This window comes from Bacillus proteolyticus (assembly GCF_001884065.1).
In the GTDB taxonomy this organism is placed as follows: domain Bacteria; phylum Bacillota; class Bacilli; order Bacillales; family Bacillaceae_G; genus Bacillus_A; species Bacillus_A proteolyticus.
Window position 1 is genome coordinate 167,957 of sequence record NZ_MACH01000116.1, and the last position, 20,996, is coordinate 188,952.

The window sequence follows — 20,996 nt, forward strand, 5'->3', positions numbered from 1 at the left end:
TATCATTGACTATTTCAAGTTTAATCCCTTCTTATATAACAGTGGCTTTTTCTTTTGATCCTTTTTTCTTGTTAATAAAGATCCTACTAATAAAAAAGTCGGAATAGATGATAATCCTCCAATTAACAACCAATCTCGTGCTTGTATCGGCATTGTGCTAAAAATCGGCTGTAATGGTGGATAATATATAACTACAAGCATTAACAGTAAAGAAATAATAACCGCCCCTACCAAATATATATTTCCAAACGGGTTACGATGAAATATAGAATGTTCACTACGACAATCAAATACATGAATAAGCTGAGCAAGTACTAATGTTGCGAAGGCTACCGTTTGTGCATACTTTAATTCATTTGGATGCTGGTTAAATGCAATAATAAACGCTACTAATGTCACTGCTCCGATTAGAAAACCACGACTTATAATTTTCCAGGCAAGCCCTCTAGCGAACACCCCTTCTTTCGGATGGCGTGGTGTTCTCTTCATGACATCTCCTTCAGCCTTATCCAAACCTAATGCCATCGCTGGTAAACCGTCAGTAACTAAGTTCACCCATAAAATTTGAATTGGAACCATCGGCAATGGCAGTGCAAGTAACATCGCAAATAACATAACTAAAATTTCACCAACGTTAGATGCTAGTAAATATCGAACAAACTTCCGAATATTTTCATATATGTTTCTACCTTCTTTAATCGCCGATTTAATCGTAGCAAAGTTATCATCTAACAAAACAAGTGAAGAAGCTTCTTTTGCAACATCTGTCCCTGTAATTCCCATCGCAATCCCTATATCAGCTGTTTTAATAGCTGGAGCATCGTTCACTCCATCACCTGTCATAGCTACTATATGCCCCTTATTTTGCAGCGCCTTAACGATTTTCAATTTATGCTCAGGAGACACTCGAGCGAATACATACGTATCTTCTACAATATCTTCTAATGCCTCTACATCCATATTCGCAAGTTCTACACCTTCAACAACGCGCCCACCCGCTGGTAAAACCCCTAACTGTTCCGCAATTGCCATTGCTGTCACCTTATGATCTCCTGTAATCATTACCGTTCTAATACCAGCTTCCTTACACTCCTTCACCGCCTGCGCCACTTCTGGTCTTGGCGGATCTATCATTCCTTGTATTCCAACAAGCATAAAATCCTGCTCTACTTCTCTTTCATGCTCAATTGAATCTGTAGCTTTTAACGGTTTAAATGCCACCGCAATCGTTCGTAAAGCTTGACTTCCTAAACTATGAATCGCTGCCTGCACTTCTTTTCGATACATTTCACTTAAAGGCTGCTGTTTATTCCCCCATAAAATCGTTTGGCTCATTTGCAATAGAACATCTGGCGCTCCTTTTGTAATAACAAATTTTTTCCCTTCACGATCACGAACGATAACGCTCATCATTTTTCTAGTTGAATCAAAAGGAAATTCACGAATCACTTCAAACTTTCCTTTAAGAGCTTCACGTGATATTCCCGCCTTCATTGCAGCAGCTACGAGAGCTCCCTCTGTTGGATCTCCATCTAACACATACGTCTTTTTCTTTTGAATAACATTCGCATTATTACATAAACAGCCAAATGTGAGTAGTTGATACAGTGATTTCGTCTTAGTAGGGTCAATTACTTCTTCACCTTTCATAAACGAACCCGTTGGCTCATAGCCTTGACCTGTTACTTTCCACAATTCTCCGCCTGACCACATATGTGTTACCATCATTTTGTTTTGTGTCATTGTTCCTGTTTTATCTGAGCAAATAACAGAAGCACACCCTAACGTTTCTACAGCTGGCAACTTTCGCACAATTGCTCTCTTTTTAATCATACGCTGTACACCAAGTGATAGCGCAACTGTAACGATAGCTGGTAATCCTTCCGGAATAGCCGCAACTGCGAGCGAAACCCCAGCCAAAAACATGTGATACACTTCATTCCCCTGATATACACCAGCTAATACTACAAGAGCTGTCAAAATAAGAGCGACAATAATTAAAATTTTCCCTAGCTGTTCTAACCTTCTTTGTAATGGTGTTTCCATTTGCTCAGCATTTTGCAACATATTTGCAATTTGGCCCATAGCTGTATTCATTCCTGTCGCTATGACTACCCCTGTTCCAGCACCTCTCGTTATCATCGTCCCCATAAATGCCATGTTTTTTTGATCACCAATTGAAACATCTTGGCCTTGTAATGCTTCTACCTTCTTTTGTACCGGTACTGATTCCCCTGTAAGAGCAGACTCTTCGATATATAAACTCGAAGATTCCACAAGACGAACATCCGCGCCAATACGATCACCACTAGAAAACTTGATAATATCACCTAAGACAAGCGCTTTAGACGGTGCTTTTATCCACTTTCCATTTCTTAGTACCGTAACTTGAGGAGCTGCCAACTCTTTTAAAGCTTCCAACGATTTTTCAGCTTTCCTTTCTTGAAAGAAACCGAGGATACCATTGATAATAACGATTGCAACAATTGCAATTGAATCGATATATTCTCCTAAAAAAGCTGAAATAATTGTTGCACCAAATAAAACAAGTACCATAAAATCTTTAAATTGCGCTAAAAACACCATAAGTGCAGAAGGCCGCTTTGCTTCTTGCAATTCATTTGTACCAAATTTCCTTAATCGCCCCTCTGCTTCTTGCTCTGTAAGACCTACCTCCACATTCGTATTCGTTCTTTCCTCCACTTCATGTGCTCGCATTTCATACCAATTCATCTTGCCATCGACCTCCTGATTCCAGACATACTCTAATGAAAGCTTATTCAGCCTCGTCCAAAAAAATGCTATAATTAACTTTTAGTTAGAAAGGAGTGTTCATTTATGGCATTCGATGGATTATTTACAAGAGCGATTACACATGAAATTGCAAATTCTCTTTACACGGGAAGAATTTCCAAAATATATCAACCTTCAAAATACGAGATTTTATTACATATTCGCGCAAACGGAAAGAATCAAAAACTGATTCTTTCCGCTCATCCGACATATGCACGTTTACACTTAACAAACCAAAATTACGATTCACCTGCACTTCCACCAATGTTTTGTATGCTTCTCCGCAAGCATTTAGAAGGTGGTTTCATTGAAAAGATTGAACAAATTGATTTAGAGCGCATTATTCAAATTACAGTCCGCAGCAGAAATGAAATTGGTGATGAATCGCTAAAGACATTAGTAATTGAAATCATGGGACGACATAGTAACATCATTTTAGTAGACACAAAAACAAACAATATTTTAGATAGCTTAAAACACGTTTCTTTAGCAGTAAACCGACATCGAACTGTATACGCTGGAGCTGAATATATTGCACCACCAGCACAACATAAAATTAACCCGCTTCAGATTGAAACAGATGATGAATTTATTAGACCGCTAGACTTTCTATCTGGAAACATGGATAAACAGCTTGTCGGCACCTTTACGGGAATATCACCGTTATTCGCAAAAGAAGTAGTGAAAAAAGCAAGTATGGTAAATGAAAAAGCATTATCTGAAGCATTTTTCTCCATACAGAAGCCATTACTAACTCATACATATTCACCAACAATGAGTACTGCAAACGGGAAAGAATTCTTTTATCTTTTCCCTCTTACGCACTTGCAAGGAAAAGAAAAAACATTCTCATCAGTAAGCGAATTGTTAGATCGCTTCTTCTTCGGTAAAGCAGAGCGTGATCGTGTAAAACAACAGGCGCATGATTTAGAGCGCTTTATGCAAAACGAAAAAAATAAAAACGAGAAAAAACTCATTAAACTAGAAAAAACATTACAGGATGCCGGGAAAGCAGATAAATACCAACTTTTCGGAGAGCTACTTACAGCCAATATGTATGCTTTGAAAAAAGGTGACAAAGATATTGAAGTCGTTAACTATTACGACGAAAATGGTGGGACTGTAAAAATCACATTAGATCCTTTAAAAACACCATCCGACAATGCACAACGCTATTTCCAAAAATATCAAAAAGCAAAAAATTCAGTTGTTGTTGTAGAAGAACAAATCGAAAAAACAAATGAAGAAATTCTTTATTTTGATAGCTTACTTCAACAAATGGAAGCTGCTTCTTCAAAAGACATCGAAGAAATTCGCGAGGAATTAGCCGAAGAAGGTTATATGCGCAATCGCAAAGCAAAAAATGCTAAGAAGAAACCAACTAAACCGGTATTGGACAAATATTTAGCTAGTGATGGCACAGAAATTTTCGTCGGCAAAAATAATAAACAAAATGATTATTTAACAACGAAATTTGCCCGTCGTGATGAAATTTGGTTACATACGAAAGACATACCTGGCTCTCACGTTGTCATTCGTTCTTTGGAACCGGCTGAAGAAACTGTACTAGAGGCTGCAAAAATCGCCGCTTATTACAGTAAAGCAAAAGAGTCTAGCTCTGTACCCGTTGATTTCACGAAAATACGTCATGTGAAAAAACCGAGTGGTGCAAAACTTGGCTTTGTTACATATGACAATCAGCAAACTGTATATGTAACACCGGATGCTGATACTGTAATGAAATTAAAAGCATAAATATAAAAAAATGCGTCGCTTGCAAGCGACGCATTTTTTATATGGTTTCAATTCCGTTCATATATCCATTCACTAATTCATAACATCTTTCTTCCCTTCAATATTGTCAAAAAAATTGACAGTGTCATTTCACATCTGTATAAATTTTTTGACAGTATGTATATAAAGTGCACCTCCAATCAATATTTTTTCATCCCCCCACTGATTATTGAAGTAATCTTGATTTTATGAACAAACCGCCTCCCACAAATAGCGGGCTAATTTTTTATCTCCCCTAAAACATATGTAGTTCCTACTATCTTTTCTTCAAATATACATTTTGGCACGCTATTTGCTTTATTCAATACTGTGAATAGGGGGAATTAACATGACTTTAAAAATTAATAAAATCCAAAATCAACTACAAAACTATGAAATTGACGGATTACTTATTACAAAAAAAGAAAATCGCCAATATGCAACAGGCTTTACAGGTAGCGCTGGCGTCGTCTTAATCTCTGCAGATCAAGCGGTTTTCATAACTGATTTTCGCTATGTAGATCAAGCGAAATCACAAATAAAAGACGCGGAAATCATTATGCATAAAGGGAATTTGGAAGAAGAAGTTGCAAATCAAGTATCGAGATTAAACATTCAAAAACTCGGAATTGAAGAAAACAACATGACATTGCAACAATATAAAAACTTACAAAAATATGTACATGCGGAAATGATTCAAGTGTGCGAAATCATCGAAAATATTCGTATTATTAAAGACACGCCTGAAATAGAAACAATGAAAATCGCTGCTAATATCGCTGATGAAGCATTTCACCACATCATTACGTTTCTAAAACCGGGAATAAGTGAAAATGATGTTCGAGATGAGTTAGAATTTTTCATGCGAAAAAAAGGAGCTACCTCCTCATCATTTCAAATTATTGTAGCTTCTGGCATTCGTTCTTCACTTCCTCATGGAGTTGCATCAAATAAAATAATCGAACGAGGCGATATCGTTACATTAGACTTCGGTGCACTTTACGACGGATATTGTTCCGATATAACACGCACTGTAGCAATCGGGGAACCATCAGAAGAATTCAAAAAGATATACAATGTTGTACTTGAAGCATTAAAACGTGGAACTGAAGCAATTAAACCTGGAGAAACTGCGAAAAGTATCGATGATATAACAAGAGATTACATTACAGAGCATGGATACGGTCAATATTTCGGCCACTCTACCGGGCATGGTCTTGGTTTAGAAATACATGAACCTCTTCGCCTATCCCAAGAAAGTAAGGCTACTTTAGAAGAAGGTATGGTTGTTACGGTTGAGCCGGGTATTTACATACCGAACTGGGGCGGTTGTAGAATTGAAGATGATATCGTCATTACAAAAGACGGATATGAAGTTATTACAAAGTCAAATAGAGAACTAATTGTTATTCCTTGTTAAAAGCATGGCCTTTTTTAAAAGGAGTTTTTCTCTACACATAGAATTCTTTCTCTGGAGTCATCGTTTAAAGAGGGGGAATTTTAATTGAATTTTGTAATTGATAAAATAGATGGTTTACAAGTTGAATTTTCAAAACTTGTTTCCATGATGAATTACGCTCGTTACACAACGATGCAAGCGGTGGAAGGTTTAACAATTGAAGAACTTGATTATTTATATGATGATGAAGCAAATTCAATTGGCATGTTATTGTACCATATGGCCGCTATTGAATTTTACTACCAAATTCATACCTTTGAAGATCGTGAACCGACAGATGCTGAATTAGAACGTTGGTTACCTGCTGTTGAGTTAGGGAATCTTGGACGTGAGAAAATAAAAGGAAACTCCATTGAATTTTACATCAATACATTACAAGAAGTACGTTCCAAAACGATTGAAACTTTTCAATCGTTACCTGACGAATGGCTATTTAAAACGACAGACTTTTGGCATGACAAACCAGCAAATAACTACTTTAAGTGGTTTCACGTATTTGAAGATGAGATCAACCATCGCGGACAAATTCGTTTAATTAAAAAGATGCAAAAAGCTCATTCAGTAAAGTAAGAAAATGCCACCGAATAAGGTGGCATTTTCTTTTATTCATTAACGAATAACTTTTCGTTTACTTTTTTAGCGACTACCGCTACCGAAATTAAAATGCATATTAAATATAGCAATTTCGCAATAAATAACCACCCTTGAAACATTACAATTCCATCTATTATCTCATTTCCTTTCAATAACAAAAACGGAATCGTGCTAATTATAATAACAAACTCGATACTGAAAACAATTTTCTTTTTTCGACTATATGCTTTCCATTCATCCCAGCGATACATAGGAGCAAAAATCAATACTCCTATACATAATATAACTGGTACCCATTCACTTTTAAGAAATTGCCCTGAAATAACTGATAATAGTAAACAAACGAGCACACCATAATACCCTATTTTCTCTCTCATTCGTACTCCCCCATTCTACTTCGCCTTTAATATGTAACTTGCTATGCTTATAACAATTCTTAGAAAAATAACAACTACAAGTACAATATAAAGACCTTTTGCAGAAGACATCCATTCTTGAAAAATAGACATTTTCTCCATTTGTTTCTGCCCTTCTATTAAAATAAACCCTACGAAAAATGAGCAAACAACAGTGATACCTATCATAATTCCGATACTTTTCTTGCTATATTGTTTCATATCATCCCAGTTATATAACAGTACAAAAACAAACCCGAAAACAGGTATGATACTTACCCATTCATTGTTTGTAAATTGACTTAAAATGATTAATAGACTGCAAGATATGATGAATCCCCAAAATCCAATTTTTTTGTGCATAGCCCCTCCTTAAATTCCATTTTCAGGATTAATTGTATTGTAACATCCATTTCTTATTCTTACCATTACAGTACATGAAATTTTTCTACACTCACATACTTTCACTGCTTTCATACAGTAAACTACACAAATGCCTAGGATGTGAATGTTATGGGAGTTGAATTAACGCTGTTGCACGCTCTCTATATTCTTTGTTTACTCACTATTATTACCTTTTTTATTCTCCGGAAAGATACGACGATTATTTGTATCGTTTTTATCTTTTTATTAGCATTAACCGCTAAAAGTTCTATCCCTCTTGCTATTAGCGGTATTTTTCAAAGTTTCATTTACGCCATTACTGAGCTATTACCAACAATATAGATAATCCTCTAACAAAGATCATAACGAACTAGTGAAGCTACAGACCGTACCATGGGTGGGCGACCTATATATATGTCGGTCTGATAGATGAAAAAAACACACCACATTTTTAAAACTTTTTCAGGCACAAGGCGTGTTGCTGAGAACGATTCTAACGAAATTAACTTTTACTTGATAGGGGGGTACCCTATAATTAAACTAACGGGCAGGTTACTTGAAAAAGGAAACATCTCCAGTCTAATTTTATAATCATAAAAAAGGGGTGATTGGTCTTTGAAAAACATTTCGAAAAAACAGGAAATATTACTCGATGAAGAAATTGATGAACAAGAGTTTGTTAGCATAATCAATAGCATTTACAAGCAAGAGTGTTATATCTATGCGATTATTCCTGAATATGAACAAGACCTATTAAATGAACTTTCAAATGACTTTATTGAAGTTAATAAATTCCCGTTACCACGTACTTTTCCAAGGGAAATGGGTTATATGGGTTATTTAAAAGACAGTCAAAAACGATATATCTATGAATTTTATTTACGGTCAACTACAATGGATTATCTGATATTTTCCGAGACCGATGTATCGGAACAATTAAGTAAATTAACCAAAAAGAATTTGGACATTTACAAAATGCTTCAATTAAATAAGGTTCCTCATATAACCATTGGTCCCGATGGTCAATGGTTAAATATAGTTGAGTATTGAGTAATTTCTTTTTCAACTAACGGGGGCTTTACTTTAAGAGGGTGTATCTTGCCATTTGTTAATAATGAATAGACATTTTTGATAAAAGATAATTTTGCGATGGTTTCTAAAAACTTTTGGGAGGTCTTGCTGCGATGACAGAAAATGAAAAGAAATTGATTGAACAGATATATGACAAGGTAGTATCAATGGAAAAGAAGGTCGATAAGTTGGACGGTAGAATGGTTAATTTAGATATTAAATTAACCTCGGTAGAAAGTAAGATGGACGATTTAAAGAATGTACATACTGGATTGCAAGCTACATTCGAACAAGGCTTTGCTGATGTACGTAAAGGATTAAGTGAGATAATCGAAATAAATAAAAACAGAAAATCAGCAAGGGAAATCGTTGAGGGCATCGCTGGGAATGGAAAATAAAAGGCGTTTTTATAAGTTGAGAAAAAACAAATGGAAAAGTTATGTGAAAGTGTTTATTCTTTATTTCATTATATTGATCCTATATGCTGTATTGTTTGAGTCTGGTAAAGAGTATATGGAGGTAAGAATGGATAATGTTCTTTTACCGCAATTATATTTGGCTGTAGGGCGTACGCTGTTGGGATTGTCGGTATGGCTTCTTCCGAATAAGTTAGGTATTAAGATTCCTTTTATTTGTAAAATTATTATATATGTCATTACGATGATACCAGTGTTTATCTTTTTAGATGTGTTGGGTTTGTTGTAGTAGTAGAGGTTGATCCTTCCCCCCTATTCGATTGGAAATAAAAGTAAGGATATGACCTATCTTTACACATATCTCGGCTGAACCCCAAATAAAGACAGAAAAGGAATCCGGTTCTTTATAGAACAGATTCCTAATGTCCGCTAATGCTTGTTGCGTGATTTTGTTCCATCTTTATCAGGTGACTTCGTTATTCAAGGTGCACAGAAATTAACTGCAAACGCTGCTGGTCTTCCTGTTTCCAGCGTTGTTTCTGCCAGTGTTCCCCTCGTCATTGTTATGGGCATTGTGACAACTTCCGTCGCATTTTTCTTCTTACGAAAAGAATTTCATACAGGACTATCCTTACAAGATTCCTCTTCATCAACTGAACCATCTAAAACTACTATTTTATTATCCCCTCACATAAAGAAATGGCTCGCTAGATGTATCCCTATCATATATATCTTTGATATCTTTGTATGATTCAATTTAAACTACAAGGAAGCGATGCAACTGCACTTATCGGCGGAACGACTGTTATTATGATTATCATTATTTCTCTCATCGCCTACAAAGGAAATGGATTAAATAAAACGACCGATTATTTAATAGAAGGGCTCCAATTTGGCTTTAAAATTTTCGGACCAGTTATTCCAATTGCTGCACTCTTTTATTTAGGAGATAGCGGATTTGTGAAAATTATTGGAGATTATTTACCGAAAGGTTCACATGGAATCATCAATGACTTAGGAATCGCCTTATCTCAAACTGTTCCTTTAAATCAATATGTATCGGCAGGGACATTAACTATCGTTGGTGTTATTACTAGTTTAGACGGATCTGGCTTTTCCGGTATTTCGATTGCAAACCTTTTCGGAACAGCACTTGGGCATGGAACAGCTACATTAACAGCACTCGGACAAATTGCAGCAATCTGGACCGGGGGAGGAACGTTAATTCCTTGGGCACTTATTCCTGCCGCTGCTATATGTAAAGTAGATCCATTTGAACTCGCACGTCGAAACTTTTTACCAGTTGTTATCGGCTTAATCGTCACCACTATCGTTGCGATGTTTATTTTATAACCGTAAGCAAATATTCTCTTGCTTACGGTTTTTTATTGTAAAATTCATCATCTATTACCGGCTTTCAAAAGGTATTATGTATATGGCAGCGAAGTTATATTAGGAGAGTATTTATTTCAAAACGTTTACGAGAAACAGATTACTTCAATTAGAAAAGGGGACATAACTATGAATGAATTGATTTTCGTCTTATTAATTTGTCCATTGCTTATCTTTATCGTTTCTGTTATTGGAACACGCAAGACGAAAACGTATTACGTAATGCCGGTTGTAACGTTTGCTAGTTTTATAATAATAGGTGTTATCGCCTTTACTCCAAAATTTTTCTTTTGGGTTGGCATGTACAGCATTTTCTCATTTATCGTTTCTTACATGACGCTCTTGTTTGTGAGAGGGTATGAGGTTGTGGAAAACGCTAAATAGTTGTTAGCAGGGAGATTATAATATGATTTTCTTTGATATTGATGGAACTTTACTTGATTATGATACCGCTGAAAGTAAAGGTATTATAGATTTCTTTCAAACATATAACACCCTTTTTTCAGGTAATGAATTAGAAGCCACAAAAGTCTGGAATGCATTATCAGAAAAATATTTCAACAAGTTTTTATCCAAGGAATTATCTTTTCAAGAACAACAAGAGATGCGAATGTATCATTTATTTAAAACATACGGAGTAAACTTATCACCCTGGGAATCTCAGCACAGATTCAATCAATATATAGAACTATATAAGAACAACTGGACCCTGTTTGAAGATGTACTCTATACATTAAAAACCTTGCAGCAAAGAGGCCACTCATTAGGTATCATTAGTAATGGTAACTATGAACAACAAATCGAAAAATTAACAGCTCTAAACATTCTACAATATTTCAAATATATTTTTACTTCTAGTGAAATTGGTATATCAAAACCAGACCCTGAAATTTTTCACAGAGCCGTATTACAATCGAATCTCGAAATGAAAGATTGCTATTATATTGGTGATCGATTAGAGACTGATGCAATTAGTAGTACAGTAGCTGGAATGCAAGGGATATGGTTAAATCGAGATAACTCTCAACGCAAGTGTGATGTTCCTACTATATGTTCTTTACATGAAGTTTTAACGATGATATAAAAAGACGACTGCGTTCCCCCGCGGTCGTCTTTTTTCATGTTACGCTGTGACCCAAGCCTCGTCAGCTGGATTTTTACGCCACTCTTGTAATTTTTTCGTTTCAGCTTGTCCGATCATACCTTTTTCTGCTGCAACTTCAGTTAATGCACTGTAATCACTTAAAGAATATGAAGCTACGTTAGCTGCTTCTAATTTTTCTTTTCCTGACTCTAGCTCGTATGTGAAGATTGATACGATTCCTAATACTTCACAGCCAGCTTCACGAAGTGCTTCTACACATGTAATTGCACTACCGCCAGTTGAAATTAAGTCTTCTACTACTACTACTTTTTGACCTTTTTCAGCTTTTCCTTCGATTTGGTTCCCTTTACCGTGACCTTTTGCTTTACTACGTACGTAGCACATTGGTAAATCCATACGATCGCTTACCCATGCAGCGTGCGCAATACCAGCAGTTGCTGTTCCTGCAATAACTTCTACAGTTGGGAAGTGCTCTTTAATTAACTCTTCTAATCCAGCTGCAATCGCTTGACGTACTTTTGGATAAGATAAAGTTAAACGATTATCACAATAAATTGGTGATTTCATACCAGAAGACCAAGTAAATGGATCATTCGGTTGTAAAAATACTGCTCCAATTTCTAATAAATGCGATGCGATTTCTTTTTTCATACTGTTACACCTTCCCACTGTTGTTTTACTGTTTTATACGCTTCAAGCGGATTTTCTGCTTTTGTAATACTACGTCCAACTACAATGTAGCTTGAACCAAGTTCCCTCGCACGTTTCGGTGTTGCTACGCGCACTTGGTCATTCACATCATCGCTTGCAAGACGAATCCCCGGTGTTACTGTTACAAATTCATTTCCGCATACTTCACGTAATTTCGGAACTTCAAGTGTTGAACAAACAACTCCATCAAGCCCACTTTCTTTCGTTAATTTTGCATAATGAGCAACCGCTTCTTCTAACGTTTTCTCAATGCCAATCTCTTTTTTCATCATAGCTTCCGAAGTGCTTGTTAGTTGTGTAACTGCAATACAAATCGGTCTCTCTTTTCCTTCTTGCTTACCTTCCTCTAACCCCTCAATCGCAGCTTTCATCATACTGCTTCCCCCAGCAGCATGAACATTTACCATATCAACATCTAGACTAGCTAGGCTACGCATAGCGCTTTTTACTGTATTCGGAATATCATGAAGTTTTAAATCTAGGAAGATCTTATGCCCTTTTTCTTTTAAGTACGTAATAATCGCAGGGCCTTCTTTGTAAAATAACTCCATACCAACTTTGACAAATAACTCTTCCCCTTCAAAGTGGTGTAGGAATTGTTCTACATCTTGTTTCCCTGGAAAATCTAGTGCAACAATTAACGACTGTGACATGTTTGCTTCCAGCTCCTTCCTTGACACTCCGAAATGTGATCAAATCCTAATTCATCTAGTAACGCTGGTAACTCTTCAATAATTGTCGGACATACGAACGGATCTATGAAGTTCGCTGTGCCAACTGCAACCGCGCTTGCGCCAGCATAGAAGAATTCAATTACATCTTCCGCTGTTTCAATACCACCCATTCCGATAATCGGAATGTTAACCGCTTGACTTACTTCATGTACCATACGAATTGCTACTGGCTTAATCGTTGGCCCTGATAGTCCGCCTGTACGGTTTGCTAAAATTGGTTTTGCAGTTTTTAAATCTAGACGCATACCAAGCAATGTATTAATCATCGTTAAACCGTCCGCACCTGCATTTTCAATTGCTTTTGCAATCTCCACAATGTTTGCCACGTTCGGTGACAATTTCACATATACCGGTACTTCAGAAACCTCTTTTACTCGCTTCGTTAAATCAGCAGCAATTTCAGGATTCGTACCAAAAGCGATACCACCCGTTTTTACGTTTGGACAAGAAATATTTAATTCTAGCGCATGAACATTAGGTGCCTTTGAAATTTCCTTCGCAACTGCTACATAATCCTCAGCTTGTGAGCCAGCAACATTTGCAATAATCGGAAGATCAAATTGCTCGAGAAAAGGTAATTCAGAATTCATTACCTTTTCTAATCCAGGATTTTGAAGCCCGATTGCATTTAGCATTCCGCCTGGTGTTTCAGCAACACGAGGCGTTGGATTTCCATATCGTGGTTGTTCTGTTGTCGCTTTAATCATAATTGATCCAAGTACACTTAAATCATAGAACTGTGCATACTCACGACCAAATCCGAAGCAACCAGATGCTGGGATGATTGGATTTTTTAATGATAACCCTGGTAATTCAACTTGCAATCTGTTCATAGTACAACCTCCCCGATTGGAAATACTGGTCCGTCGCTACACACCTTCTTGTAAGAATGTCCACTCGGATCTGCTTGCAGATGGCATACACATGCGAAACATGCTCCAATGCCACAGCCCATACGCTCTTCTAATGAAATGTAGGCTTTTCTCTCTTTATAGCGTCCTTCTAATGCACGAAGCATCGCTAAAGGTCCACATGAGTATAGAATGTCAAAGTCAATTCCATAGCTATCAATTACATCTGTTACAAAGCCTTCTGTACCATGCGTACCATCAACTGTTGCAACATACGTATCACCAAGCTCTGCGAATTTCTCTTCATAGAAGACAACATCTTTCGTTTGGAAACCTAAGATGTGAATAACGCGTACTCCCTTTGCTACAAGACGCTGTGACAATTCATATAGTGGTGGTACACCAATTCCCCCTCCAACTAATAGAGCCGTTTGTCCAGCTTCCGCTTCTTCTACAGGAAAACCATGTCCTAGTGGTCCTAATACATCTACAAGTTCGCCTTGTTTTCTTTTTGCTAATGTTTTTGTTCCTTGTCCTTCCGCACGATATAGCATTGTAAATTCGTTCTTCTCTTGATCTACATTACAAATACTAATTGGGCGGCGCAGAAGGGGCGCAATGCCCTCTGCTACCTTAATGTGTACAAACTGCCCTGGTTCGTTCATTTGCTGTACTAAAGTTCCTTGAAGCACTAATTCGTAAATGTTTTTTGCGATTTCTTTTTGGTTAACGACAATCATATTTTGCTTTTGCATCATGCATGTACCACCTCGTGACGCTTCGTTTGCGTAATTTCTTTCATTGAATGAGCTGAGAATGTCATAGATTCTAATACTCGTAAGATTGCTCTCGTTGTATCAAGTGATGTTAAGCAAGCCACACCATTTTCTACTGATTCACGGCGAATGCGGAAACCATCACGCGCTGGTTGTTTTCCTTTTGTTAATGTATTGATTACAAACTGTGCTTTTCCTTGACGGATAATATCTAGTAAGTTGTAGTCTTCAGAATCAATTTTGTTTACAACTTGTACTGGAATGTTTTGCTCTGCTAATGTTTGTGCTGTTCCAGCTGTCGCTAATAAGTTATAACCGATTTCGTGGAAACGTTTTGCAATTTCCATCGCCTCTTCTTTATCTTTATCCGCTACAGTGATGATTACTGATCCGTGCGTTGGGATGTTAATTCCAGAAGCAACTAACCCTTTGTATAAGGCTTTTTCAAGTGTTAAGTCTTTCCCCATTACTTCCCCTGTTGACTTCATTTCAGGTCCTAATGTTGTATCAACTGAGCGTAATTTCGCAAATGAGAATACCGGTGCTTTCACATACACTTCTTTCTCTTCTGGGTGATAGCCAGTTCCATATCCTTGTTCTACAAGGTTTTGCCCTAAAATAACTTTCGTTGCGACATTCGCCATCGGTACGCCTGTAATTTTACTTAAGAATGGTACCGTACGGCTCGCACGTGGGTTTACTTCAATTACATACACTTGATCTTCGAATACTACAAACTGGATATTTAGTAATCCAATAATGTTTAATCCTTTTCCAAGTGCAATTGTATGTTCAATAATTTGTTCTTTCAGTTTTGCAGATAAGCTCTGTGGTGGATATACTCCGATTGAGTCACCAGAGTGAACTCCAGCGCGTTCAATATGTTCCATAATACCTGGAATGAATACATTCTCACCGTCTGAAATTGCATCTACTTCAATTTCTTTACCAACCATGTAACGGTCGATTAATACTGGGTGATCTGCGTGAACTTTAACGGCATTTTTCATGTAGTGCAGCAGTTCTTCTTGACGATATACGATTTCCATTGCACGTCCACCTAGTACGTAAGACGGTCTTACTAATACTGGGTAACCAATCTTGTCAGCGATTGCTACTGCTTGCTCTACAGTCGTTGCTGTTTTACCAACTGGTTGCGGGATACCAAGCTGTGTTAGAGCTGATTCAAACTTATCACGATCTTCTGCACGGTCTAAATCTTCAAGTGATGTTCCTAAGATTTTCACACCGTGTGCTTCTAATTTAGCAGCTAAGTTAATTGCTGTTTGGCCACCGAATTGGACGATAACACCTTCTGGCTTTTCTAAATCAATAATGTGCATTACATCTTCGATTGTTAATGGCTCAAAGTATAATTTGTCAGAAATACTGAAGTCTGTCGAAACTGTTTCTGGGTTGTTATTAACAATGATTGCCTCATATCCAGCTTCTTTTATTGCCCATACAGAGTGAACTGTTGCATAGTCAAACTCAACCCCTTGACCAATACGGATTGGACCAGACCCTAGTACAACTACACTCTTACGATCTGTTAAAATCGATTCATTCTCGTCACCATATGTGCTGTAGTAATATGGTGTTGCAGATTCAAACTCTGCCGCACAAGTATCTACCATTTTATAAACAGGAGTCATTTTGCTTTCTTTACGTATATCGTAAATTTCACGCTCTGTTTTATTCCAAGCATTGGCGATGTAATGGTCGCTGAAGCCCATTTCTTTCGCAGATTGTAATACTTCCATATTTCCTACATTTTCTTTTACTTCGCGTTCCATATTTACGATATTTTCAACTTTTTGTAAGAAGAAGAAGTCCATTTCACACCATGAGTTAATTTCTTCTTTCGTTACACCTTGACGGATTGCTTCTGCTACAACGAACAGACGCTCATCATCAGCTTTTATAATACGTTTTTTCATTGTTTCTTTATCAAGCTCTTTTAAGTGGTCTAACTCTAAGTGATAGATACCAAGCTCTAAAGAACGAACTGCCTTTAATAAGGATTGTTCTAAGTTACGTCCGATTGACATAACTTCACCAGTTGCCTTCATTTGTGTACCAAGCGTTCTGTTCGCTGATTCAAACTTATCAAATGGCCAACGTGGAATTTTTGAAACGACATAGTCTAATGCTGGCTCGAAGCAAGCGTATGTTTTTTGTGTTACTGGATTTATAATTTCATCTAATGTTAAACCGACTGCAATTTTCGCCGCTAACTTCGCAATTGGATATCCAGTTGCTTTAGATGCTAGTGCAGATGAACGACTTACACGTGGGTTTACCTCGATTACATAGTATTGGAAGCTATGTGGATCAAGTGCAAGCTGAACGTTACATCCACCTTCAATTCCTAATGCGCGAATAATTCGTAATGAAGTGTTTCGTAACATTTGATACTCACGGTCACTTAATGTTTGGCTTGGCGCTATAACGATTGAATCACCTGTGTGTACCCCTACTGGGTCAATATTTTCCATGTTACATACTACAATCGCGTTATCATTTGAATCACGCATTACTTCATACTCAATTTCCTTACAACCAGCAATACTCTTTTCTAATAAACATTGTGTTACTGGACTATGTTTTAATCCACCTGATACGATTTCAATTAGTTCTTCTTCATTACTACAGATTCCGCCGCCTGTTCCCCCCATTGTAAATGCTGGGCGAACAATAACTGGATAACCAATTTCTTTTACAAATTCATGTGCTTCTTCCAGCGTATGAATAATCGTACTAGATGGAATTGGTTCATTTAATTCCTGCATTAATGTACGGAATAAATCACGATCCTCCGCTTGCTCGATTGCTGATAATTTTGTTCCTAAAATTTCAACTCCGCACTCTTCAAGTATGCCTGATTTCGCAAGTTCAACAGCCATATTCAATCCTGTTTGACCACCTAATGTTGGTAAGATTGCATCTGGACGTTCTTTACGAATAATACGGCTTACGAATTCTAATGTTAATGGCTCAATGTATACTTTATCTGCTGTTGCAGTATCTGTCATAATTGTTGCTGGGTTCGAGTTAACAAGGATTACTTTGTAACCTTCTTCTCTAAGAGATTGACAAGCTTGTGTACCAGAGTAATCAAACTCTGCTGCTTGCCCAATTACAATTGGTCCTGATCCGATTACTAAAATTGTGTTAATGTCTAGGCGTTTTGGCATAACTCTTCCCCTTCTTTCTTGAAGTTTTCAATCATTGCTAAGAAATCTTCGAATAAATCATTTGCATCTTCTGGTCCTGCTGAAGCTTCTGGATGGTATTGTACTGTAAATGCCGGGAACTTCGTATGACGAAGACCTTCTACTGTTCCATCATTTAAAGCAACATGTGTAATTTCAAGTTCTGTATTTTTAACTGATTCTTCTTCTACTGCATAACCATGGTTTTGAGATGTAATTGCTACTTTTCCAGTTGCAAGATTTTTCACTGGATGATTTAAACCACGGTGACCGAATTTCAACTTACTTGTATTTGCACCAGATGCTAGAGCGAACAATTGATGTCCTAAGCAAATTCCGAATAAAGGAACTTTACCGATAATATCTTTTAACATTTCAATTGCTTCTGGTACATCTTTTGGATCTCCAGGTCCATTACTTAACATAATTCCATCTGGGCTAAGGCGTAAAATCTCTTCTGCTGTTGTATTGTAAGGTACTACAATTACATCACAGTCACGCTTATTTAATTCTCGTAAAATACCATGTTTCATTCCGAAGTCTACAAGTACAACACGATGACCACGACCTGGACTTGGATATGGATCTTTTGTTGATACACGTTTTACATGATCTGTAAAGACAGTTGCTTTCAATTGGCTAACGATGTCCTCTACATCCACATCCATATTGCAAAGACGTCCGCGTAATGTACCGTATTGACGAATTTTTCTCGTTAATTTTCTCGTATCAATTCCTGCTAATCCTGGGATGTTTCTTCCTTTTAAGTAATCATTTAACGAAATTTCATTACGGAAGTTTGATGGGTGATCACAAATTTCGTTTACGATTAAACCATTTACAGATGGGTGAATTGATTCAAAATCGTCACGGTTAATGCCGTAGTTTCCGATTAATGGGTACGTAAATGTTACAATTTGACCGCAATATGATGGATCAGATAATGTTTCTTGATATCCAGTCATTCCTGTTGTAAATACAACCTCACCTGACTTTTCGATTTCTCCTCCGAAACCTTTTCCAATTAATACTGTTCCATCTTCTAAGATAAGTTGTCTTTTCATACTAATGCACTCTCCTTTTGCCATGCGATCTTACCACCAACGATTGTCATTACCGGCCATCCTTGGCATTTCCAACCTGCGAATGGTGTATTTTTTCCTTTTGATAAGAATGTTGTTGGATCAATTTCTTCTTCTTGTTCTAAATCAATGATTGTAATGTCAGCTGCTCTACCTTCTTTCAGGCGACCTGCTTCTAAACCGAATGTATCAGCTGGCTTTTCTGTTAAGTATTGAATTAACTGCTCAAGTGTGATAATTCCTTTTTTCACAAGGTTTGTGTATAGAAGCGGGAATGCTGTTTCAAAACCAGTAATTCCGAATGGTGCTCTTTCAATTCCTTGTGCTTTCTCTTCCGCTGTATGCGGGGCATGATCAGTTGCGATCATATCGATCGTTCCATCTAATAGCCCTTCAACTAACGCTGCGTGGTCTTCTTTTCCACGAAGCGGTGGGTTCATTTTAAAGTTAGGATCAGCTGACGGGATATCATCTTCACATAACACTAAGTGATGCGGTGTTACTTCTGCTGTTACTTTAATTCCAGCGCGTTTCGCATCACGGATTACACGTACAGATCCTTTTGTACTTACGTGACATACGTGATAGTGACAATCTGCCGCTTCAGCAAGCAGTATATCCCTTGCAATATGTACAGATTCACATACTGATGGGATACCGTTTAGTCCGTGTTTCTCAGAAAACTTCCCTTCATGTACACAACCTTTATTAATAAGTGTATTCTCTTCACAGTGTGCAACTACTGCCATATTCAATTTCGCTGCACGCTTCATAGCAGCTAACATCATGCTCGCATCTTGTACGCCTACACCATCATCAGTGAAAGCAAATGCTCCAAGTTCTTTTAAAGTTTCGAAATCTGTCATTTCAGAACCTGCTTGGCGTACTGTAATTGCTCCGTATGGTAGTACGTTGACATGTGCTTTTTCTTTAATACGTTTTTGCAGGTCTTCCATATGTTCTCTGCAATCTGGTACTGGACGTGTATTTGGCATTGCACAAATTGTAGTGAATCCACCTTTTGCTGCTGCTAATGTTCCCGTTTCAATTGTTTCTTTATGTTCACCACCTGGTTCACGAAGATGAACGTGTACATCTACTAATCCAGGTGCGATTAACTTTCCATTTACGTCGATTACTTCAGCATTATCTGCCGTAATATTTTCTGCTACTTTCGCAATTTTACCGTCTTGTACGAGAAGATCTGTTGCTACGATGTTTCCTTCTTCATTCATATAACGACCATTTTTAAACAAATAATTCATGTTTCATTCCTCCTAATACATTTGGTAAGGCGCGTTTTAGTACAGCCATTCTTACGTAAACTCCATTTTCCATTTGTTTGAATATGCGCGAACGCTCACACTCAACAAGTTCACTTGCAATTTCAACATCACGGTTAAAAGGAGCTGGATGCATAATAATGCTTCCTTCTTTCATACGTTTTTCTCTTTCAACTGTTAATCCATGTTGCTTGTGATACTCTTTCATGATGTCTGTTTCATAATGATCATGACGCTCATGTTGTACACGTAGTAACATCATCACATCCACTTCTGGAACAAGTTCATCTAATGCTTTGTATGTTCCAAATGTGTTATTTTCATCTTTCCATTCTTCTGGACTTGCAAAGTAAATTGTCGCGCCCATTTTTGTTAAAGCCTCTGCATTAGAACGTGCTACTCGGCTATGACGAACATCTCCTACTATTGCAATCTTTAAACCTTCAAATCTTCCAAACTCTTGTTTAATTGTTAGAAGGTCCAGCAGACATTGCGTTGGATGATTTCCGCATCCATCACCTGCGTTTAAGATCGGGATGTTTACCTGATCTTTTAATTCATCGAAATAACGATCTTGCTCATGGCGGATGACTACCGCTTTTGTTCCGATTGATTCTAGTGTTTTTATCGTATCGTATAAAGTTTCTCCTTTTTGTACGCTAGATGAATCTGCTGAAAAGTTTAATACGTCAAGACCTAATCTCTTCTCAGCTACTTCGAAGCTAAATCTCGTTCTCGTACTATTCTCAAAGAACAAGTTTGCAACAAATGTTTGCTCTGTCGTTTTTCTCTCTTTTCCATTCGCAAAATCTTCTGCGTCTTTTAGGATTTCTGAAATTTCTAGTTCCGATAATTCACTCATCGTTAACAAATGGCTCATCGTCATCCCTCATCTTTCTGATTTTATGTTATCACTTTTGTATTTATATAACAATATCTGCATAAAAATACCCTAGTCGTGT

General features: G+C 37.3%; 18 protein-coding genes and 2 pseudogenes. 9 read left to right on the forward strand and 11 right to left on the reverse strand.

Annotation, left to right across the window (positions count from 1 at the left end; genetic code table 11):
- Nucleotides 1-9: 9 nt before the first annotated feature.
- Nucleotides 10-2,733, reverse strand: coding sequence for a calcium-translocating P-type ATPase, SERCA-type (locus tag BAQ49_RS20340; RefSeq protein ID WP_071746813.1), 2,724 nt, complete (start codon nt 2,731-2,733; stop codon nt 10-12).
- Nucleotides 2,734-2,838: 105 nt separating this feature from the next.
- Here BAQ49_RS20340 and BAQ49_RS20345 point away from each other — a divergent pair, with 105 nt between their 5' ends.
- The 3 genes from BAQ49_RS20345 (at nt 2,839) to BAQ49_RS20355 (ending at nt 6,595) form a co-directional block, all read left to right on the forward strand.
- A complete protein-coding gene (locus BAQ49_RS20345; protein ID WP_071746814.1) occupies nt 2,839-4,548 on the forward strand; it encodes an Rqc2 family fibronectin-binding protein in 1,710 nt (569 codons plus the stop codon).
- A 367-nt stretch (nt 4,549-4,915) separates the two neighbouring features.
- A complete protein-coding gene (locus BAQ49_RS20350; RefSeq protein ID WP_071746815.1) occupies nt 4,916-5,986 on the forward strand; it encodes a M24 family metallopeptidase in 1,071 nt (356 codons plus the stop codon).
- Between the two features lie 84 nt (nt 5,987-6,070).
- Nucleotides 6,071-6,595, forward strand: a complete 525-nt coding sequence (locus BAQ49_RS20355) for a DinB family protein (protein WP_071746816.1) — start codon at nt 6,071-6,073, stop codon at nt 6,593-6,595.
- 32 nt (nt 6,596-6,627) lie between these two features.
- Here the strand turns inward: BAQ49_RS20355 and BAQ49_RS20360 are convergent, their stop codons facing one another.
- The gene (locus BAQ49_RS20360; protein WP_071746817.1) at nt 6,628-6,996 is read right to left on the reverse strand and encodes a YoqO family protein; all 369 of its coding nucleotides are present in this window, start codon (nt 6,994-6,996) and stop codon (nt 6,628-6,630) included.
- Between the two features lie 15 nt (nt 6,997-7,011).
- Nucleotides 7,012-7,377, reverse strand: coding sequence for a YoqO family protein (locus BAQ49_RS20365; RefSeq protein ID WP_071746818.1), 366 nt, complete (start codon nt 7,375-7,377; stop codon nt 7,012-7,014).
- A 150-nt stretch (nt 7,378-7,527) separates the two neighbouring features.
- Between BAQ49_RS20365 and BAQ49_RS20370 the strand changes: the two are divergent.
- From BAQ49_RS20370 to BAQ49_RS20400, 6 genes and pseudogenes are all read left to right on the forward strand, one after another.
- Nucleotides 7,528-7,737: pseudogene (locus BAQ49_RS20370) on the forward strand (hypothetical protein); the annotation flags it as partial.
- 276 nt (nt 7,738-8,013) lie between these two features.
- The gene (locus BAQ49_RS20375; RefSeq protein WP_071746819.1) at nt 8,014-8,448 is read left to right on the forward strand and encodes a hypothetical protein; all 435 of its coding nucleotides are present in this window, start codon (nt 8,014-8,016) and stop codon (nt 8,446-8,448) included.
- Between the two features lie 134 nt (nt 8,449-8,582).
- Nucleotides 8,583-8,867 (forward strand): chromosome segregation protein SMC, encoded by a 285-nt coding sequence (locus tag BAQ49_RS20380; protein ID WP_071746820.1) that lies wholly within the window; start codon nt 8,583-8,585, stop codon nt 8,865-8,867.
- A gap of 475 nt (nt 8,868-9,342) precedes the next feature.
- Nucleotides 9,343-10,238: pseudogene (locus tag BAQ49_RS20390) on the forward strand (hypothetical protein); the annotation flags it as partial.
- 168 nt (nt 10,239-10,406) lie between these two features.
- Nucleotides 10,407-10,661, forward strand: coding sequence for a YbeF family protein (locus BAQ49_RS20395; protein ID WP_071746822.1), 255 nt, complete (start codon nt 10,407-10,409; stop codon nt 10,659-10,661).
- 22 nt (nt 10,662-10,683) lie between these two features.
- The gene (locus BAQ49_RS20400) at nt 10,684-11,361 is read left to right on the forward strand and encodes an HAD family hydrolase (RefSeq protein ID WP_071746823.1); all 678 of its coding nucleotides are present in this window, start codon (nt 10,684-10,686) and stop codon (nt 11,359-11,361) included.
- A gap of 39 nt (nt 11,362-11,400) precedes the next feature.
- On the opposite strand, the gene pyrE is transcribed toward BAQ49_RS20400, so the two are convergent.
- The 8 genes from pyrE to pyrB are packed head-to-tail and all read right to left on the reverse strand — an operon-like array spanning nt 11,401 to nt 20,914.
- On the reverse strand, nt 11,401-12,033 hold the full coding sequence (pyrE, locus tag BAQ49_RS20405; RefSeq protein ID WP_000711455.1) for an orotate phosphoribosyltransferase: 633 nt from the start codon (nt 12,031-12,033) through the stop codon (nt 11,401-11,403).
- The gene (gene pyrF / locus BAQ49_RS20410; RefSeq protein WP_000083488.1) at nt 12,030-12,746 is read right to left on the reverse strand and encodes an orotidine-5'-phosphate decarboxylase; all 717 of its coding nucleotides are present in this window, start codon (nt 12,744-12,746) and stop codon (nt 12,030-12,032) included. The genes pyrE and pyrF overlap by 4 nt, the downstream gene beginning before the upstream one ends.
- A complete protein-coding gene (gene pyrD, locus BAQ49_RS20415; protein ID WP_071746824.1) occupies nt 12,731-13,660 on the reverse strand; it encodes a dihydroorotate oxidase B catalytic subunit in 930 nt (309 codons plus the stop codon). Before pyrD ends, pyrF begins: the two co-directional genes overlap by 16 nt.
- A complete protein-coding gene (pyrK, locus tag BAQ49_RS20420) occupies nt 13,657-14,436 on the reverse strand; it encodes a dihydroorotate oxidase B electron transfer subunit (protein WP_071746825.1) in 780 nt (259 codons plus the stop codon). Before pyrK ends, pyrD begins: the two co-directional genes overlap by 4 nt.
- Nucleotides 14,433-17,651 carry a carbamoyl-phosphate synthase large subunit gene (gene carB, locus BAQ49_RS20425; RefSeq protein WP_071746826.1) on the reverse strand — a complete coding sequence of 1,073 codons (3,219 nt, stop codon included), beginning with the start codon at nt 17,649-17,651 and terminating at the stop codon, nt 14,433-14,435. Before carB ends, pyrK begins: the two co-directional genes overlap by 4 nt.
- Entirely contained in the window at nt 17,636-18,733 is a 1,098-nt protein-coding gene (locus BAQ49_RS20430) for a carbamoyl phosphate synthase small subunit (RefSeq protein ID WP_071746827.1), read from the reverse strand. Before BAQ49_RS20430 ends, carB begins: the two co-directional genes overlap by 16 nt.
- Nucleotides 18,730-20,016 carry a dihydroorotase gene (pyrC, locus tag BAQ49_RS20435; protein WP_071746828.1) on the reverse strand — a complete coding sequence of 429 codons (1,287 nt, stop codon included), beginning with the start codon at nt 20,014-20,016 and terminating at the stop codon, nt 18,730-18,732. Before pyrC ends, BAQ49_RS20430 begins: the two co-directional genes overlap by 4 nt.
- On the reverse strand, nt 20,000-20,914 hold the full coding sequence (gene pyrB / locus BAQ49_RS20440; protein WP_071746829.1) for an aspartate carbamoyltransferase: 915 nt from the start codon (nt 20,912-20,914) through the stop codon (nt 20,000-20,002). Before pyrB ends, pyrC begins: the two co-directional genes overlap by 17 nt.
- Nucleotides 20,915-20,996 lie beyond the last annotated feature (82 nt).

Coding starts and splice junctions, on each gene's coding strand:
- BAQ49_RS20430 (WP_071746827.1), bottom strand. CDS start 18,733: ATGAAAAGACAACTTATCTTAGAAGATGGAACAGTATTAATTGGAAAA.
- BAQ49_RS20360 (WP_071746817.1), bottom strand. CDS start 6,996: ATGAGAGAGAAAATAGGGTATTATGGTGTGCTCGTTTGTTTACTATTA.
- pyrC (WP_071746828.1), bottom strand. CDS start 20,016: ATGAATTATTTGTTTAAAAATGGTCGTTATATGAATGAAGAAGGAAAC.
- BAQ49_RS20340 (WP_071746813.1), bottom strand. CDS start 2,733: ATGAATTGGTATGAAATGCGAGCACATGAAGTGGAGGAAAGAACGAAT.
- BAQ49_RS20345 (WP_071746814.1), top strand. CDS start 2,839: ATGGCATTCGATGGATTATTTACAAGAGCGATTACACATGAAATTGCA.
- pyrK (WP_071746825.1), bottom strand. CDS start 14,436: ATGATGCAAAAGCAAAATATGATTGTCGTTAACCAAAAAGAAATCGCA.
- BAQ49_RS20380 (WP_071746820.1), top strand. CDS start 8,583: ATGACAGAAAATGAAAAGAAATTGATTGAACAGATATATGACAAGGTA.
- BAQ49_RS20395 (WP_071746822.1), top strand. CDS start 10,407: ATGAATGAATTGATTTTCGTCTTATTAATTTGTCCATTGCTTATCTTT.
- BAQ49_RS20350 (WP_071746815.1), top strand. CDS start 4,916: ATGACTTTAAAAATTAATAAAATCCAAAATCAACTACAAAACTATGAA.
- pyrF (WP_000083488.1), bottom strand. CDS start 12,746: ATGTCACAGTCGTTAATTGTTGCACTAGATTTTCCAGGGAAACAAGAT.
- BAQ49_RS20400 (WP_071746823.1), top strand. CDS start 10,684: ATGATTTTCTTTGATATTGATGGAACTTTACTTGATTATGATACCGCT.
- BAQ49_RS20365 (WP_071746818.1), bottom strand. CDS start 7,377: ATGCACAAAAAAATTGGATTTTGGGGATTCATCATATCTTGCAGTCTA.
- pyrD (WP_071746824.1), bottom strand. CDS start 13,660: ATGAACAGATTGCAAGTTGAATTACCAGGGTTATCATTAAAAAATCCA.
- carB (WP_071746826.1), bottom strand. CDS start 17,651: ATGCCAAAACGCCTAGACATTAACACAATTTTAGTAATCGGATCAGGA.
- pyrE (WP_000711455.1), bottom strand. CDS start 12,033: ATGAAAAAAGAAATCGCATCGCATTTATTAGAAATTGGAGCAGTATTT.
- pyrB (WP_071746829.1), bottom strand. CDS start 20,914: ATGAGCCATTTGTTAACGATGAGTGAATTATCGGAACTAGAAATTTCA.